This is a genomic window from Pseudorhodobacter sp. MZDSW-24AT (assembly GCF_002794355.1).
Lineage (GTDB): Bacteria > Pseudomonadota > Alphaproteobacteria > Rhodobacterales > Rhodobacteraceae > Pseudotabrizicola.
This window is the reverse complement of record NZ_PGOI01000001.1, coordinates 215384-230841: the sequence shown is the minus strand read 5'-3', so window position 1 is coordinate 230841 and position 15458 is coordinate 215384. Positions and strand designations below refer to the sequence as shown.

The window sequence follows — 15458 nt, the reverse complement described above, 5'->3', positions numbered from 1 at the left end:
GTCGTCCTCCCATTTTTCATGGCGCGTCCAGCGCGCGGTCTAATCAAGCCAGCGTCAGGATGGCGCTGGCCCATGGCTGGCGCGCAGCACCAGCTTTGGCCGGATCAGCAGGCTTTGCTGCCCGGCCTCAGGCGACTGGATACGCTCCACCAGCATGCGCGCGGTTTCCCGCGCCGATGAAAACGTATCGCTGTCAAAGGTGGTCAGCCCCGGCCGCGCCATGGCCGCCGAAGCAATGTTGTCAAAACCGATCACGCTCACGTCACCCGGCACCGAAAGCGACAGGCTTTCCGCCACCTGCAACACATTCAGCGCAAGGCTGTCGAACAGCGTCAGAATCGCGGTGGGGCGGGGATCGGCGGTCAAAAGCGCATGCACCACCTCTTGCCGCCGCGCGCGGTCATAGCGCGAGGTGGTGGCAACGGTCAGGCTTACGTCCGGGTCGCCCCGGCGCTCGATCGCTTGTCGCAGGCCTTCGGTGCGGTGGTGGCGAAAGGTCATCGGCTCTTCGATCGTCAACAGCGCAAAGCGACGATGCCCCAGCCCGTAAAGCAGATCAAAGGCCTCGGCAAAGGCGGTGGTGCCGTCGGTGTCCACCCATGAAAACGGCAGGTCTTCGCCCAGCACCCGCCCGTGCGTCACAAAAGGAAACCCCAGCGACAGCAGGTAATCCACCCTTGGGTCAGCTTCCGAGGTCCGGCCCAGAATCAGCCCATCGGCCCGGCGCGCGGTCACGATGTTGCGGATCACCGTCAATTCCGATTGCCCCGCCGGCACTGCCGTCAGGAACAGATCGATTCCGGTTTCCGCCAGACCAGCCCCAAGGCCCGAGATATATTCGCCCAAGTAGCTGTCTTCGCGGCCATAGCCCGGATCGGTCAGCACCAGCCCGGCAAAACCGGAACTGCGCCCGCCGACAAGGTTTTGCGCCGCCCGGTTGGGCGCATAGCCCAGATCCTGCGCCAGCGCCTGCACCCGGTCGCGGGTGACTTGCGGGATGCGCTCATGCCCGGCAAGGGCACGCGACACGGTCGAGGCTGAAAGCCCCAGCGCGCGCGCAAGATCCTTGATCGTGGCCATGATGAAGCAGCCTCCCAGTTGCCCTCGACTCAAAGGCTAGCACCGCTTTTTCGATTGCGCAAACGTTTGCGCAACGTGAAACGCAAAGTTTTTGACGCAGCGTCGCGCGCGCCGCGCGGCAAGCTGCGGGCAATTGGGGCAGGGGGGCTCCGTCTTATTCGGTGTCTTTTTAGGGCCTGTCCAGCGCGGCAAAGATTTCGGCCCAGATCGCGGGGTCAGCCTCTAACCCCACGATACAGCGCAGAAAATACGCGCCTTCCGCCGCAAGAAAGGCGGTGCGGCGGCGTTTCTCCTCGGGGCTTTGCGCGCTCAGATCGCCCATGCGCTCTTGATACCAGCGCCGCACGCTGGCGCTGCTTTGCCCTTCGCTGGCCAAGATCGCAAGCAGCGTCGCCACCCGCTGCCCGCGCCCGTTGTGCAACTCATCATAGGTGCAGCGCAGATGCGCGCTCAGGCGGGCCTCAGGTGATTCGGCCCCTTCCAGCGCGGCTTCAAAGCGGTCGGCCTCATGCTGCATCCAGCGCCCGATCAGCGCGTCGATCAGCGCCGCGCGGCTGCCAAAGGCCGATTGCACGCTGGCCTTGCTCAGGCCCGCCTCGGCCGCCACGCTGGCAAAGGACAGCGCCGCCGCCCCTTGTCCCGTGACCACCGCCTCGGCGGCGGTCAGCAAATGGTCCCGATCAATGGTGCGCGGTCTTGCCAAGTGTCACCTCTTGCCCTATTTAAATACGAGCGTATCTAAACTGAAGCGCCAAGGCAAGACCGATTCCCCCTTGGCCCCTTTTTGCAACTGGACCCGACCGATGCTTGTGCTGAACCCGCTGCCCCGCCGCATTCTTTATGTGACCCTTTTCGAAGGCCTTGCCATCGTGCTGGCCACGCTTTTGCTGGCCTTGCTCAGCGGTGGCAATCCGGCGGGCAATCTGCCGGTGGCGATTGCCGCCTCCACCGTCGCGGTGGCGTGGAATTTTGTCTATAACACCGGGTTTGAAGCGTGGGAGCGTCGGCGCGCGCTGGCCTTGGGCGAGGGCGGCCTGCCTGCGCGCAGCATCGGAGTGCGGGTGCTGCACACGCTCGGCTTCGAAGGCGGTCTGGTGCTGCTGCTGATCCCGCTCTTCATGTGGTGGTATGCAGTTGGCGTGATGACAGCGCTGGCGATGGAGGCCGCGCTTTTGGTGTTCTTCCTCGTCTACACCTTCGTCTTTACTTGGGTGTTCGACCTTCTGGTGCCCCGGACCGACCCCGCGCTGGCCGCGTCCAAAGGTTAAGATTTCCTGAATCCCGGTGGGTCAAGCCTTTGATTCCAAAGGCCACTCCCAGATGTAACACAGGGGGCCAATTGGCCCCCCCCAGATGTAACACAGGGGGCCAAAGGCCCCCTGCCGCGTCACACCAACCGCTCCACCTCTTTCGCGGCCCGCACGAAATCCGCAAAGAGCGGGTGGGGGGCGAAAGGCTTCGATTTCAATTCCGGGTGGAACTGAACCCCGATGAACCAGGGGTGGTCCTTCACCTCAACGATCTCCGGCAGCTTCCCGTCCGGCGACATCCCCGAGAACACCAGCCCGCACGCCTCGAGCTGCTCCCGATACTGGATGTCCACCTCATACCGGTGCCGGTGCCGCTCTTCGATGACCGAGCAGCCATACACCTCCGAAACCCGCGACCCCGTCTTCAGATTGGCCGTATAGGCCCCCAACCGCATGGTGCCACCCTTGGCATCATCCGCCTTGCGCCGGACCGTGTGATTGCCCTGCACCCATTCCTTCAGATGGTAGACCACCGGGGTAAAGCGCTTCTTGCCCGCCTCATGGTCAAACTCCTCCGACCCCGCATTGGGCAGCCCCGCCAGATTGCGCGCCGATTCAATGACCGCCATCTGCATCCCCAGACAGATGCCCAGATAGGGGATCTTCTTTTCCCGCGCGAACTGCGCCGCCTTGATCTTGCCTTCCGTCCCGCGCTCCCCAAAGCCGCCGGGCACCAGAATGGCGTGGTAGTCCTGAAGGTAGGGCGTCGGGTCCTCGTTCTCGAAGATCTCGGCGTCGATCCACTCCGCTTTCACCCGCGTCCGGTTCGCCATGCCACCATGGGTCAGCGCCTCGGCGATGGATTTGTAGGCGTCTTCCAGCTGCGTATACTTGCCCACGATCGCCACCCGCACCATGCCCTCGGCCCCGGTCAGACGGTCCATCACGTCTTCCCAGCGGGTCAGGTTCGGCTTCGGGGCCGGCGCGATGCCAAAGGCATCCAGCACCGCCTGATCCAACCCGGCCTGATGATAGGCCAGTGGCGCCTCATAGATCGTTTTGAGATCATAGGCCGGAATCACGTGTTCCTTGCGTACGTTGCAGAACAGCGCGATCTTCTCGCGCTCTTTCTCCGGGATCGGGTGTTCCGACCGGCACACCAGAACGTCCGGCGCCAGACCGATGCTCTGCAACTCTTTCACCGAATGCTGCGTGGGTTTGGTCTTCAACTCGCCGCTGGCCGCCAGATAGGGCAGCAGCGTCAGGTGCATCAGGATCGACTGGCCGCTGGGGCGTTCGTGGATGAACTGGCGGATCGCTTCAAAGAAGGGCAGGCCTTCGATGTCGCCCACGGTGCCGCCGATCTCGCACAGCATGAAGTCGACCTCATCCGCGCCGATGCGCAGGAAATCTTTGATCTCATTGGTGACGTGCGGGATGACCTGAATGGTCTTGCCCAAGTAATCCCCGCGCCGCTCTTTCTCGAGCACGTTGGAATAGATGCGCCCCGAAGAGATGGAATCGGTCATCCGGGCATGCACGCCGGTGAAGCGCTCATAATGGCCCAGATCAAGGTCAGTTTCCGCCCCGTCATCGGTCACGAAGACTTCGCCATGCTCAAAGGGCGACATCGTGCCGGGATCGACGTTCAGATAGGGGTCGAGCTTGCGCAGGCGCACCGTGTAACCACGCGCTTGCAACAGTGCGCCCAGTGCCGCGGATGCCAGCCCCTTGCCGAGGGAGGAGACAACGCCGCCGGTGATGAAAATATAGCGTGCCATGTGCGGCCCCCGTGTTTTCGTCGCGATTCGATGGGTGGGAATCGCAGCACCACGGGACCAACGCCTTACCCTAGGCAACAATCCTTTGCAACAGCACCGCTACATGCTGTTTTTTCAGGTGGGGCCGCGACAACAGATGGTGTCGTTTTCCGGGCTTAGTTGTCAGCGCGCGGAGGGGCCAAAGGCGCATTTGTCGGCGCCGGCGGCAGCAGATCGCTGCCCAGAGGCGCTACAGGCGCGTCGGGCGCAGGCGTCGGCGCGCCGATCTGATCGATCACCGAGCTGGACCCTGCCTGCTGGGCTGCGAGAATGGTCAGCGTGATCGAGGTGCAGATGAAGAGGATCGCCAAGATCCACGTCACTTTGCCCAAGGCCGTTGCCGCAGCCCGGCCTGACATGGCACCGCCGCCACCGCCGCCCATGCCAAGGCCACCGCCTTCGGACCTTTGAAGCAGGACCACCCCGACCAGAAGAAGGGCGAGGATAAGGTGGATGGCAAGGATGACGTTTTCCATGGGCGTTCCCGAAGCTGACGCGCCTATCTAGGCTGATGGGGGGCCGCGCGCAACCCCTTGCACGGCCAGAGCGGGTCTCTGGCCGTGGGAGCCTCCGGCGGGAGTATTTGGAAAAGCTGCAAGGCAACAAAGGATGGGCGCGGAACGGAGCGTCTTTGGCGCCCGAAAGAGCGCAGATGGCGCACGGGGGCGATTTCCTTGTTTCCCTGAGCGGGCCTTGCGTCTATAGCACAGGCGGTTTCAGAGCCAAGGAGAACAGCATGGCCAACGTGGTTGTCGTGGGCGCCCAATGGGGCGACGAGGGCAAAGGCAAGATTGTGGACTGGCTGTCCGAACGCGCCGACATCGTCGCGCGCTTTCAGGGCGGGCACAATGCGGGCCATACGCTGGTCATTGATGGCAAGGTCTACAAGCTGTCGCTGCTGCCTTCGGGCATTGTGCGCGGCGGCAAGCTGAGCGTGATCGGCAACGGTGTTGTGCTGGACCCGTGGCATCTGGTGACCGAGATCGCCAAGCTGCGCGACCAAGGCGTCGACATCACGCCCGAAAATCTTCTGGTGGCGGAAAATGCGCCGCTGATCCTGCCGCTACATGGCGAACTGGATCGCGCGCGTGAGGGCAGCCTGTCGGTGGCCAAGATCGGCACCACCGGGCGCGGCATCGGCCCGGCCTATGAGGATAAGGTGGGACGTCGGGCCATCCGTGTGGCGGATCTGGCGGATGCGGCCACGCTGGAACTGCGGGTGGACCGCTTGCTGGCGCATCACGATGCGCTGCGCCGCGGTCTTGGCATGGAGCCGGTGGACCGGGCGGCCCTGCTGGCGCTTCTGCACGAGATTGCGCCGCAGGTGCTGCCTTATGCCGCGCCAGTGTGGAAGGTGATGAACGAGTCGCGCCGTGCGGGAAAGCGCATTCTCTTTGAAGGGGCGCAAGGCGCCTTGCTCGACATCGATTTTGGCACCTATCCTTTTGTCACCTCGTCCAATGTGATTGCGGGGCAGGCGGCAACGGGTGTGGGCCTTGGGCCGACGGCGATTGATTTCGTGTTGGGGATTGTGAAGGCCTACACGACCCGCGTGGGGGAAGGTCCGTTCCCGGCGGAATTGTTCGATGCCGATGGCGAGCGTCTGGGCGAGCGTGGGCATGAATTCGGCACCGTGACCGGGCGCAAACGGCGGTGTGGCTGGTTTGATGCGGTTCTGGTGCGCCAGACCTGCGCCACCAGTGGTGTGTCGGGCATCGCCTTGACCAAGCTGGACGTGCTGGACGGGTTCAAGACACTCAAGATCTGTGTTGGCTATGAATTGGACGGGACCCGGCTGGATTACCTTCCCACCGCTGCGGACCAACAGGCGCGCTGCACGCCGATCTATGAAGAGATGGAAGGCTGGTCCGAGTCGACCGCCGGGGCACGGTCTTGGGCGGAACTGCCGGGCGCTGCGATCAAATACGTGCGGCGCATTGAGGAATTGATCCAATGCCCGGTCGCCCTACTGTCTACCTCGCCCGAGCGGGATGACACCATTCTGGTGACCGACCCCTTCGCGGATTGAGGCAAGCAGTGCGGATGACCCGCCTCTGCGCATGCAGGAGGATGAGATGGCGTTAAGCTACAAGGCGCGGCGGCGGTTGTCGCTCGTGGTGCTGTTGATCGGCCTGCCGCTCTACGTTGTGGTGGCGGTCAATCTTGTCAGCTGGATCGACCGTCCTTCGATCTTGGTCGAGCTTGCCGTTTATGTCGGTCTTGGGGTGCTGTGGATCCTTCCGCTCCGCCCGATTTTCATGGGGGTCGGACAGCCAGACCCCGACACGGCCGACACAGGTGCTGATCGTTCGAAATGAAAACAGGCGGGGTGCATGATGCATCCCGCCTGTGAGCTTTTTACCCGTTTGGCGCAGGTGGCAGCGACGGGCGCTTCGATCAACCGGCGAGCTTGCGGGCTTCGGCCAAGATCGGTGAGGCTTCGTTGATCGCAAACTGACCGCGGCGGCTGCGTTCGATCACGCCGTCCCGCAAGAGCGTGCCGAAGCTGCGCAGACCATCTTCGCGCGTGAGGCCTTCGGAAACGGCGCTGATGTGCCGCATCAACTGAGGGCGCGTAAAACTGTCGCGCCCTTCCACACAGGCGATATAGGCGGCGGCAGCCTCAAGCAGTGACGGCAGATCCGCCGCACCAAGGCGCTCGGCGAACTCTGGGAAGCTGCTTTCGGCTTCAAAAATATTGCGTGTCTCGTCCTCGACCTCAAAGCTTTCGTCCAGACCCGACACGATTGACTGCGAGACGGCGGGCGCCGCAGGCAGCGGACGGGTTGGCATCACGGGCTGTGTGCTGGCGGTCGGCGCGGGCGTCATGACCCGCTCGGAAGGGCGGTCAATGCGCTGTTCGGACACCAGAACCAAGGGGGAAGGGCGGGGGGCGGAGGCGGGCGCTGCCTCGGACGTCGGGCGGACGACCTGCGCCAGATCGTTGCGATAGGCGCCAAGCTTTTCGCTCCCGTTGCCCGCCAAGGTGCTGCCCGTCGCGCGACGTTCCGCGATGGTGGCCGCGACCGCCGCTTTCAGATGGGCGATGGCCGATTGCCGCCGCTTGGTGTCTGGAACTTCCATCTGGCTGCGCGCTTCCGCCATCAGTCGGTTGACCGCAAGATCTTCGTCAGGACGCGCCAGCCGACGTTCAGAGGCTGCTTTGGCGGCGTCCTCCGCCGCTTGGTTGTCCCGCGCGACAGCCGCGAGTTCTGCGGCAAGCGCCGCCTCTGCCTCTTCCGACAAGGAGGCGGACACCGGAGAGGCGGCACGCGTTGCCACGGACACCGGCTCATTGCGGCGGATCTTGATGACGCGCGCGCGCGCACGCTGCAGCTTTTCGACCGTGATGGGGGCGCGCGATCCGCTTGGGGCAAGCGGGTCTGCCGCCATGTCGGCGTCCGGATCGGCGGGCACGGCGGGCCGGTCGACAGCCGAAGGACGGGACGGGCGGACGGGCCGCACCGGGCGCACAGGAGCGACCGGTTCGCTTGCGCTTTGATCTTCCAGATCGGCCTGCATCATGGCCGACGCTGCTTTGGCAGGTGTCGGGTCCGCAGCGTCGGCGACCGGTTGAGTCGTTTCGGGCAGCGCTTCTTCGATTGGGGCGGCTGCGGTCGTGTGACGCGCCAGAATGGCTTCGATCTCTTCTTCCGCAAGATCTGCGGGCAGAGCGGCTGCCTTTTGGGCAGACGGCAGAGCCGGCGTTTCGGCGGCTGGTGCGGTTTCTTCGGCCGCGTCGTCTTCCGGTTCAATCAAAGCGCCCAATGACGCCAGCAAGGCGTCATCCGCCTTGACCTGCGCCTCGTCCTCAGGGGCAGGGCTTGCGCTGTCTTCCACGCTGCTCTCAATGCTGTCCTCGGCGCTGTCGGCCAGCCAGACATCTTCGTGCGCGGGCTCTGTTGCGATTTCCTCGGCCAGAACCGCCTCTGGTTCGGGTGCCCGCACCGTTGGGTCTTCCGCCCGATCAGCATCCGTGCCCAAGTCAGTGTCGCCGCTCTCTGCGGCCTGATCCTCGGCCTGATCAGCGGGTGCCGGATCGGCAACCGATAGGTCTGCCTCTGTCGCGGCGTCCAATGCCAACAAATCGGCAAGCTCCGAATCCTCATTCGACCCGAGGCTCTGCTCAAAATGCAGGTCTTCCACAGCGATTGTCTGTGGGATCAACGTCTCGGCTTGCAGACCATCCGTCAGAACCTCTGCGGCCCAGAGGTCATCAGACGGCAAATCCGCGATATCCAGCGGCGTCGAAAGCGCGGCTTCAGTCTCCGGCTCGTGGGCGTCACCGGGCGTGACCGCATCCTGCACGGCAATCGGGGCAGACGCTGCGGAGGCAAGGGGTTGCGCGTCTTCCTCTGCGGCGCTCGCGTCTTGCGCCATGACCGGGGCCGCGATCGCCACAGGGTTTTGCGGGCCCGCATTGGCTTTGCGCAGGCGCGAGAGCTTTTCTGCCACCGTCTCGGCACCGCCTTCCGGCCCATCCTCGGCCTCGCGTTGCGCGAGCGTGGGAGTCGGGCGCGCCAAAGGCGCCGGGGCCCGGGCAGGCATCTCGACGTTTGGTTGGGGACGATGTGCCTGCGGTGCGGCAAGCGCCTCGTTTTCTTCGGCGCGCAAAATCACGCCGTTGTCTTGAATCTTTGCTTCCACCCGGCGCTGAATTTCGCGTTCTGCAATCTTGTGCAGCATCGCCGCATCCGGCTGCGGCGGTTCGGCACCAAAATAACGGTCTTCGGCAGCCAGATCGCGGAAGTATTCAGCAATGGCCTTCATCGTATTGAAAGGGTCGTCAAAGCCTTCCAATGTACAAGAGAAGGTTCCATAGGAAACCGTAAGGATCTTACTCGCACCGGTCATCGGATGCTCGCTTTCTGCAAAACTCAATATCTGCTTGTCTCGCGCCACAGGTTCGAATCCGTGGACAGATCTGGGTCATTTGATGGATTGTTTGTGGCAGGCACCCCGAGATTTTGCCGCAATTGAAAGACAGTATCCGCATGAATCAAGCCATTGTGCAATCCTCGGACGGGATCACGCTTGTGGGAGGCGCGCCGGTTTCTGCCGCATTGTTTCGTACGGCGCTGCAAAGAGCCCCGGTGCTTGTGGCGGCGGATGGGGGAGCGAACCGATGTCTGGCGCAAGGGCTTTGGCCGCAGGCGGTCATCGGCGACATGGACTCTTTGTCAGACGCCACGCGCGCCGCACTGCCGCCCGAGCGGGTCCACCACATCCCCGAGCAGGACACGACCGACTTTGACAAGGCGTTGCGGTCGCTTGATGCGCCTTTCGTGATTGCTTTGGGCTTCATCGGGGCACGCGTCGACCACGGGCTTGCGGTGTTGACCACACTGGTCCGCCAGCACCGGTCTTGTGTGCTGTTGGGGTCGCAGGATGTGGTGTTCCATGCCCCGCCCCGATTGCAGCTTGATCTGCGGCGCGGCGATCGGTTCAGCCTGTTTCCGATGCGCCCGGTGCGTGGCACAAGCCACGGATTGGACTGGCCTATTGACGGGCTGGATTTCGCACCCCATGCCCGGGTGGGGACGTCCAACCGGGTGAGCGACGGGCCGGTGCGGCTGTCTTTTTCCGGACCGGGCATGCTCTGCATCCTGCCGCGGGGGCGGCTGGATCAGGTGCTGACCGCTTTGGCCAGCGAGGCCCGCGCCGACAGCCTTTCACGATGAATGATGTACAGGCCCGATGCTGTGATGACGGCAATCCCGGCCCAAGTGAGCGCATTCGGAAAATCGCCGAAAATCCAGTAGCCAAGCGCGACGGCGGCCACGATCTCGAGATAATGCAACGGTGCGAGTGTGGCGGAGGGCGCGAATTTCAAGGCATAGGTCATGCACATGTGGCTGAGTGCGGCCCAGAACCCCACACCGAACAGCCACAGCCACTCCACCCCCTGCGGCATGATCGCATCAAAGTGCCGCCAGCCAGTGCCTTCGGCCAAGATCATCACCGGCAGGCACATCAACAGACCGGTCCATGACGTGTGAAACTGCATGGCCACCGGATGCATGAAGCCCGAAACCTGCCGTGTCGAGAGCATGTAGAAGGCAAAGAAAAACGCCGTGCCCAAAGGCCAGAGCGCGACATAGCCAAAGGCGGCAAGCGAAGGCTGGATCACCAGCAGCGCCCCCAGAAACCCGACACAGGAGGCGGCAATCCGGCGCGGCCCAACCTCATCTCCGAACAGGATACGGCCCAGAAGCAAGAGGATGAAGGGCTCGACAAAGGCAATCGCAAGCGCATCGGCAACGGGCATGACCGAAATGGCGGCGACAAAACTGAAGGTGGACAGCATCAGGAAGACGGCCCGCAGGCAGATGAGCCCCAAGGCCCGCCGCGTCATGTAAAGCGACAGCCCCATGGCCAGAATGACCGGCAACATCAAAGCGCCTTGCACCACGAAACGCGCTGTCACGATCTGCGCCACAGGAAGGGTGGCCGCCGCCAGCTTTGCCGATACATCCAGCAAAGGCGCCAGCACGCAGAAGGCAAGCATCAGCACGACGCCAGGAAGGATGCGGTCAGGTTGGCGGCTCATTCCACCGAGCTAACTTGCGGCGGCCCGCAGGTCCATCGCAAAAACGACACGCCATGCGCCGATTGTTGATCGCCGCCTTGCCGCAGCACCGATCCTGCCGCTAGCCTTTCCGATGCAAAGGGCAAATCGGGCCATGGCGGGGGGTGGGCATGCTGGTTCTGGAACAGGCGGGGCTGGTGTATCTGGCCAACCCCAAGACGGCCACGCAGTCGATGCGCGCCATGCTCGCCCCCTTTGCCCAAGCGACACCTTTGGCCACCGCTGGCAAGCATATCAATGCGCAGACCTATGCGCGCAACTGGGCCGACCGTCTGGCCCGAGATCTTGGCAGGTCGCTGGAGACCGTGGCGGTCATGCGCGACCCGCTCGAGCATCTGGGGAGTTGGTTTCGCTACCGTCAGCGCGATGCGCTGCGCGGGCATGAGAATTCCACCCATGGCCTGAGCTTCGCCGCTTTCGTCGAGGCCCGCCTGTCCGAGGACCCGCCGCCCTTTGCCCGTATCGGCCGACAGGACCGGTTCCTTGGCTTTCTCGATGGCGGCCCGCCGGTGACCCATGTGTTCGATTATGCCGCACGCGACCAGATGATCGGCTTTTTCTCCGCACGGCTGGGCGCGCCGCTCACGCTGCCCCATCGCAACGCTTCGCCCAAAGGGGACCCGGCCTTGCTTGCGCTGCCCGCCGACCTGTTGGCCCGCCTGCACAGGGCGCATGCGACAGAGTTTGCGCTGTATGAACAGGTGAAGGCCAAGACGGTTCTGCATACGCCTGCGCAGTCAAAGACTTAAAGGTTTCACGAGGGTGCAACAGAAACCCGCGGTTTCACCTTACCCGTGGCGGAAAGGGGCGCGCCGCCGTCGCTTCACACCAGACGCCGCCGCGCCTTTAGCAGTTGGGGACGTTCACGGCCAATCCGCCGAGCGAGGTTTCCTTGTATTTCTCATGCATGTCGCGCCCCGTCTGGCGCATGGTTTCGATACAGGCATCAAGGCTGACCAGATGCTGCCCGTCGCCACGCATCGAGAGCGAGGCCGCCGACACGGCCTTGATGGCGCCCAGACCATTTCGCTCGATGCATGGCACCTGCACCAAGCCCTTGACCGGGTCGCAGGTCATGCCAAGGTGATGCTCCAGCGCGATTTCCGCGGCGTTTTCCACCTGTTCCGGGGTGCCTCCCAGCACAGAGCACAGGCCCGCTGCGGCCATCGCAGCAGCGCTTCCCACCTCTGCCTGACAGCCGCATTCCGCACCCGAGATGCTGGCGTTATGCTTGCACAAGCCGCCGATGGCAGCGGCGGTCAGCAGGAATTCTCCCACGCGTGAAGGAGCAGCGCCCGGCACATGGTCCAGCCAATAGCGGATCACAGCCGGCACCACGCCTGCCGCGCCATTGGTGGGGGCGGTAACCACTTGGCCGCCCGCTGCATTTTCTTCGTTCACCGCCATGGCGTAAAGGCTCATCCAGTCGTTGATCGTGTGCGGGGCCTGCATGTTCAGGCCGCGTTCGGCCTGCAACTGCGCATGAATGCCCGCGGCGCGCCGTCGCACTTTGAGCCCACCGGGCAGAATGCCGCTGCCCGCCATGCCGCGGTCGATGCAGGCCGACATCACCTGCCACAGACGGGTGATCCCCTGATCCAGCTCCGTCGCGCTGCGAAAGCGCAGCTCGTTGGCGCGTTTCATGGCGGCAATCGACAGCCCGCTTTCCTTGGCCATGGCCAGCATTTCTGTGGCGGTTTCAAAGGGGTAGGGCACATCCGCGCGCGGTTTCTTCTTTTCCGCGGTGGTGCTTTGCAGCTCGGCCTCGGTCAAGACAAAGCCCCCGCCGATCGAATAATAGGTTTCCTGCAGGATGACGTCGCCTTGCGCATCCGTCGCGCGCAGGATCATGCCATTGGCATGGCCGGGCAGGGCAGGGCCGTAGTCGAAGGTCAGATCCCGTTCCGGATCGAACTGGAGGCTGGGCAGCCCGGGCGGGGTGATGCGGCAGGTCTGTCGGATCTGGTGCAAGGCGTCTTCGGCCCGTGCAGCGTCGTAGGTATCGGGCGCAAAGCCTGCGAGGCCAAGGATTGTCGCGCGATCGGTCGCATGGCCTACCCCGGTGAAAGCAAGGCTGCCGTGCAGCGAGGCGCGCAGCCCATGTGGCTGAAACGGGGACGCGCGCAGCAGATCAAGAAAGCGCGCGGCGGCGACCATCGGCCCCATCGTGTGGCTGGAAGAGGGGCCGATCCCCACCTTGAACATATCGAAGACAGACAGGAACATACGACAGGCTTCCTTTGACGTGCGCGGCCAGTCTGCGCCGGAACGCCCCCGCTGCGCCACACGAAAGCGACATCTGACGGGCGTCTGCGGCATCTGGCGCGCGCGTCATGCCAGAGGTTCTTCCAACCGGGGCACAGCGCCGCCAAGCCGCGGGGCAATTCACGCTCGCACGCAGGGGCGGCTTTGCCTATAACCCGGGCACGCCACATTCTTAGCTTCGGGGAATCGATCCATGCCTGCCGACCTTTCGCCCATCGACAAGGCCAAGTTTCTGGCCGCAAAGCGCGCCACCGATTTTGTCGAGGATGGGATGAAGCTGGGTCTGGGCACCGGGTCCACCGCCGCCTGGATGGTGCGCTGCTTGGCCGAGCGTATCCGCGAAGAAGGTCTGCGCGTGGTGGGGGTGCCGACCTCCAGCCGGACGGCGCAACTGGCAGCGCAGCTGGGCGTGCCCCTGACCACGCTGGACGAGGCGAAATGGCTGGATCTGACGATCGACGGCGCTGACGAGTTTGACGGCAACCTCAATCTGATCAAGGGCGGCGGCGCGGCCCTTTTGCAGGAAAAGATTGTGGCGACCGCATCGGATCAGATGATCGTCATCGCCGATGCCGCCAAGGATGTGAACCAGCTGGGTGCCTTTCCGCTTCCCATCGAGGTGATCCCTTTCGGATGGCAGACCACAAAGGCGCTGGTGGAAGAGACGCTGGTTTCATTGGACGTGCTCAACCGCGATGTGACGCTGCGCATGAACGGTGGGGCGCCACTGGTGACTGACGAGTCGAATTACATCCTCGATCTGCACCTCAAGCGCATCGGCAACCCGCGGCAATTGGCGCTGGTGCTGAACCAGATTCCGGGCGTGGTCGAGAACGGATTGTTCATTGATATCTGCGACATCGTGGTGATCGGCCATGGGGATGGGCGCGTCACGGTGCGCGACATCAACTCGGGCGAAACAGAAGACGAACGGATGGAATTTGCCCCAACCTCCAACATTTTTGCGGATCTGGACTGATGGCATTTGACGTTGATCTTTTCGTCATCGGCGGCGGTTCGGGCGGGGTGCGTGCGGCCCGGATGGCGGCAGCGACGGGGGCCAAGGTCGCCTTGGCCGAATCCAGCCGTCTGGGGGGCACCTGCGTCATCCGTGGCTGCGTGCCGAAAAAGCTGATGGTCTTTGCCTCGTCCTTTCGCGAACTACCGTCCGAGGCGCGGGCCTATGGCTGGGACATTGCGGATGGCGGTTTTGACTGGTCGGTGTTCCGCGCAAAGCTTCATGCCGAGTTGGACCGTCTGGAAGGCGCTTATCGCCGTTTGCTGGATGGCTCTGGGGTGCAGGTGCATGACGCCAAGGCTCGGCTGACCGACCCCCACATCGTGGCGCTTTCCACCGGTGAGGTGGTGACGGCCAAGCACATTCTGGTTGCAACCGGCGGCTGGCCCGAACGCCCTGATCTGCCCAATGCCGGACTTGGCTTGGTGTCGGATGACATTTTCGAGCTGACCACTTTGCCCAAGTCCATTCTGATCGTGGGCGGCGGCTTCATCGCCTGCGAAATGGCCTGCATCCTTGCGGGGCTGGGCGTCAAGGTGACGCAATTCTACCGCGGGGCGCAAATTCTGCGCGGCTTTGATGACGAAGCGCGTGGCCTGATCGCCGAAGCGATGAAGGCACAAGGGATCGAGCTGCATCTGGGCACAAACATTGTCGAAATGGCCGAGGCGGCGGCGATGGCCTCGGACGATTCCAATATGGGGGCGGGCGTCGACTCGGCGGCGGATCTGCTGCCGCAGTCGGGCAAGCGCGGCTGTCCGGTCTGGATCAAGGCGACCAATGGCATGGAATGCACCTTTGACACGGTGCTTTTCGCCACCGGACGCCGCCCCACGACGGAAGGTCTGGGGCTGGAGGAACTGGGTGTTAAGCTGGGTCGGCGTGGCGAGATCGTGGTGGACGCCTATAGCCAGACGGCCGTGCCTTCGATCTATGCTGTCGGCGATGTGACCAACCGCGTCAACCTGACCCCGGTGGCCATCCGCGAAGGCATGGCCTTTGTCCGCACCGTATTCGAAGGCGAGCCGACCCCGGTCGATCACGACCTGATCCCCAGCGCCGTTTTCACGCAACCCGAACTGGGGACCGTGGGCCTGACCGAAGAAGCCGCGCGTGAACAAGAACCGATCGAAGTGTATTGCACCAGCTTCCGGCCGATGCGCACGGCCTTTGCCGGAAGCGAGGCGCGGGTGCTGATGAAGCTGATTGTCAGCCAGGCGACACGCCGTGTGCTGGGATGTCACATCGTCGCACCCGAGGCAGGGGAAATGATCCAATTGGCGGCAATTGCGATCAAAATGGGGGCCACAAAAGAGGATTTTGACCGCACCGTGGCGGTCCATCCCACAATGGCCGAAGAACTGGTCACGATGCGGACACCCACCCGCAAGGCGTGACCGGATTCGCTTGATTTTCGCGTGGGAATGACCAGTTAA

General features: G+C 63.5%; 14 protein-coding genes. 7 read left to right on the top strand and 7 right to left on the bottom strand.

Annotated elements, in window-relative coordinates:
• Positions 1–54 precede the first annotated feature (54 nt).
• Both CUR21_RS01145 and CUR21_RS01140 read right to left on the bottom strand, forming a co-directional pair.
• Positions 55–1080, bottom strand: coding sequence for a LacI family DNA-binding transcriptional regulator (locus tag CUR21_RS01145; protein ID WP_100195167.1), 1026 nt, complete (start codon positions 1078–1080; stop codon positions 55–57).
• A 169-nt stretch (positions 1081–1249) separates the two neighbouring features.
• Positions 1250–1783, bottom strand: coding sequence for a TetR/AcrR family transcriptional regulator (locus tag CUR21_RS01140; protein ID WP_100195166.1), 534 nt, complete (start codon positions 1781–1783; stop codon positions 1250–1252).
• Between the two features lie 100 nt (positions 1784–1883).
• Here CUR21_RS01140 and CUR21_RS01135 point away from each other — a divergent pair, with 100 nt between their 5' ends.
• Complete coding sequence (locus CUR21_RS01135) at positions 1884–2348, top strand: PACE efflux transporter (RefSeq protein ID WP_100195273.1); 465 nt, start codon at positions 1884–1886, stop codon at positions 2346–2348.
• Positions 2349–2467: 119 nt separating this feature from the next.
• On the opposite strand, the gene CUR21_RS01130 is transcribed toward CUR21_RS01135, so the two are convergent.
• Both CUR21_RS01130 and secG read right to left on the bottom strand, forming a co-directional pair.
• Positions 2468–4111 (bottom strand): CTP synthase, encoded by a 1644-nt coding sequence (locus tag CUR21_RS01130; RefSeq protein ID WP_100195165.1) that lies wholly within the window; start codon positions 4109–4111, stop codon positions 2468–2470.
• A gap of 155 nt (positions 4112–4266) precedes the next feature.
• Entirely contained in the window at positions 4267–4626 is a 360-nt protein-coding gene (gene secG, locus CUR21_RS01125) for a preprotein translocase subunit SecG (protein ID WP_100195164.1), read from the bottom strand.
• A gap of 260 nt (positions 4627–4886) precedes the next feature.
• Here secG and CUR21_RS01120 point away from each other — a divergent pair, with 260 nt between their 5' ends.
• Both CUR21_RS01120 and CUR21_RS01115 read left to right on the top strand, forming a co-directional pair.
• On the top strand, positions 4887–6179 hold the full coding sequence (locus CUR21_RS01120) for an adenylosuccinate synthase (RefSeq protein ID WP_100195272.1): 1293 nt from the start codon (positions 4887–4889) through the stop codon (positions 6177–6179).
• 46 nt (positions 6180–6225) lie between these two features.
• Entirely contained in the window at positions 6226–6468 is a 243-nt protein-coding gene (locus CUR21_RS01115) for a DUF2842 domain-containing protein (protein WP_100195271.1), read from the top strand.
• A 79-nt stretch (positions 6469–6547) separates the two neighbouring features.
• Here CUR21_RS01115 and CUR21_RS01110 read toward each other — a convergent pair whose 3' ends face one another.
• Positions 6548–9004 carry a hypothetical protein gene (locus tag CUR21_RS01110; protein WP_100195163.1) on the bottom strand — a complete coding sequence of 819 codons (2457 nt, stop codon included), beginning with the start codon at positions 9002–9004 and terminating at the stop codon, positions 6548–6550.
• A gap of 140 nt (positions 9005–9144) precedes the next feature.
• On the opposite strand from CUR21_RS01110, the gene CUR21_RS01105 reads away from it, so the two are divergent.
• On the top strand, positions 9145–9831 hold the full coding sequence (locus CUR21_RS01105) for a thiamine diphosphokinase (protein WP_100195162.1): 687 nt from the start codon (positions 9145–9147) through the stop codon (positions 9829–9831).
• Here the strand turns inward: CUR21_RS01105 and CUR21_RS01100 are convergent.
• Positions 9777–10700, bottom strand: a complete 924-nt coding sequence (locus tag CUR21_RS01100) for a DMT family transporter (protein WP_100195161.1) — start codon at positions 10698–10700, stop codon at positions 9777–9779. The genes CUR21_RS01105 and CUR21_RS01100 overlap by 55 nt on opposite strands.
• A gap of 149 nt (positions 10701–10849) precedes the next feature.
• On the opposite strand from CUR21_RS01100, the gene CUR21_RS01095 reads away from it, so the two are divergent.
• Positions 10850–11488, top strand: a complete 639-nt coding sequence (locus CUR21_RS01095; protein WP_100195160.1) for a gamma-glutamyl kinase — start codon at positions 10850–10852, stop codon at positions 11486–11488.
• A 97-nt stretch (positions 11489–11585) separates the two neighbouring features.
• Here CUR21_RS01095 and CUR21_RS01090 read toward each other — a convergent pair whose 3' ends face one another.
• A complete protein-coding gene (locus CUR21_RS01090) occupies positions 11586–12965 on the bottom strand; it encodes an L-serine ammonia-lyase (protein ID WP_100195159.1) in 1380 nt (459 codons plus the stop codon).
• A gap of 232 nt (positions 12966–13197) precedes the next feature.
• Between CUR21_RS01090 and rpiA the strand changes: the two genes are divergently transcribed.
• Together rpiA and CUR21_RS01080 are read left to right on the top strand one after the other, a co-directional pair.
• Positions 13198–13983, top strand: coding sequence for a ribose-5-phosphate isomerase RpiA (rpiA, locus tag CUR21_RS01085; RefSeq protein WP_100195158.1), 786 nt, complete (start codon positions 13198–13200; stop codon positions 13981–13983).
• Positions 13983–15419, top strand: coding sequence for an FAD-dependent oxidoreductase (locus CUR21_RS01080; protein WP_198431577.1), 1437 nt, complete (start codon positions 13983–13985; stop codon positions 15417–15419). Before rpiA ends, CUR21_RS01080 begins: the two co-directional genes overlap by 1 nt.
• The last annotated feature ends 39 nt before the right edge of the window (positions 15420–15458 follow it).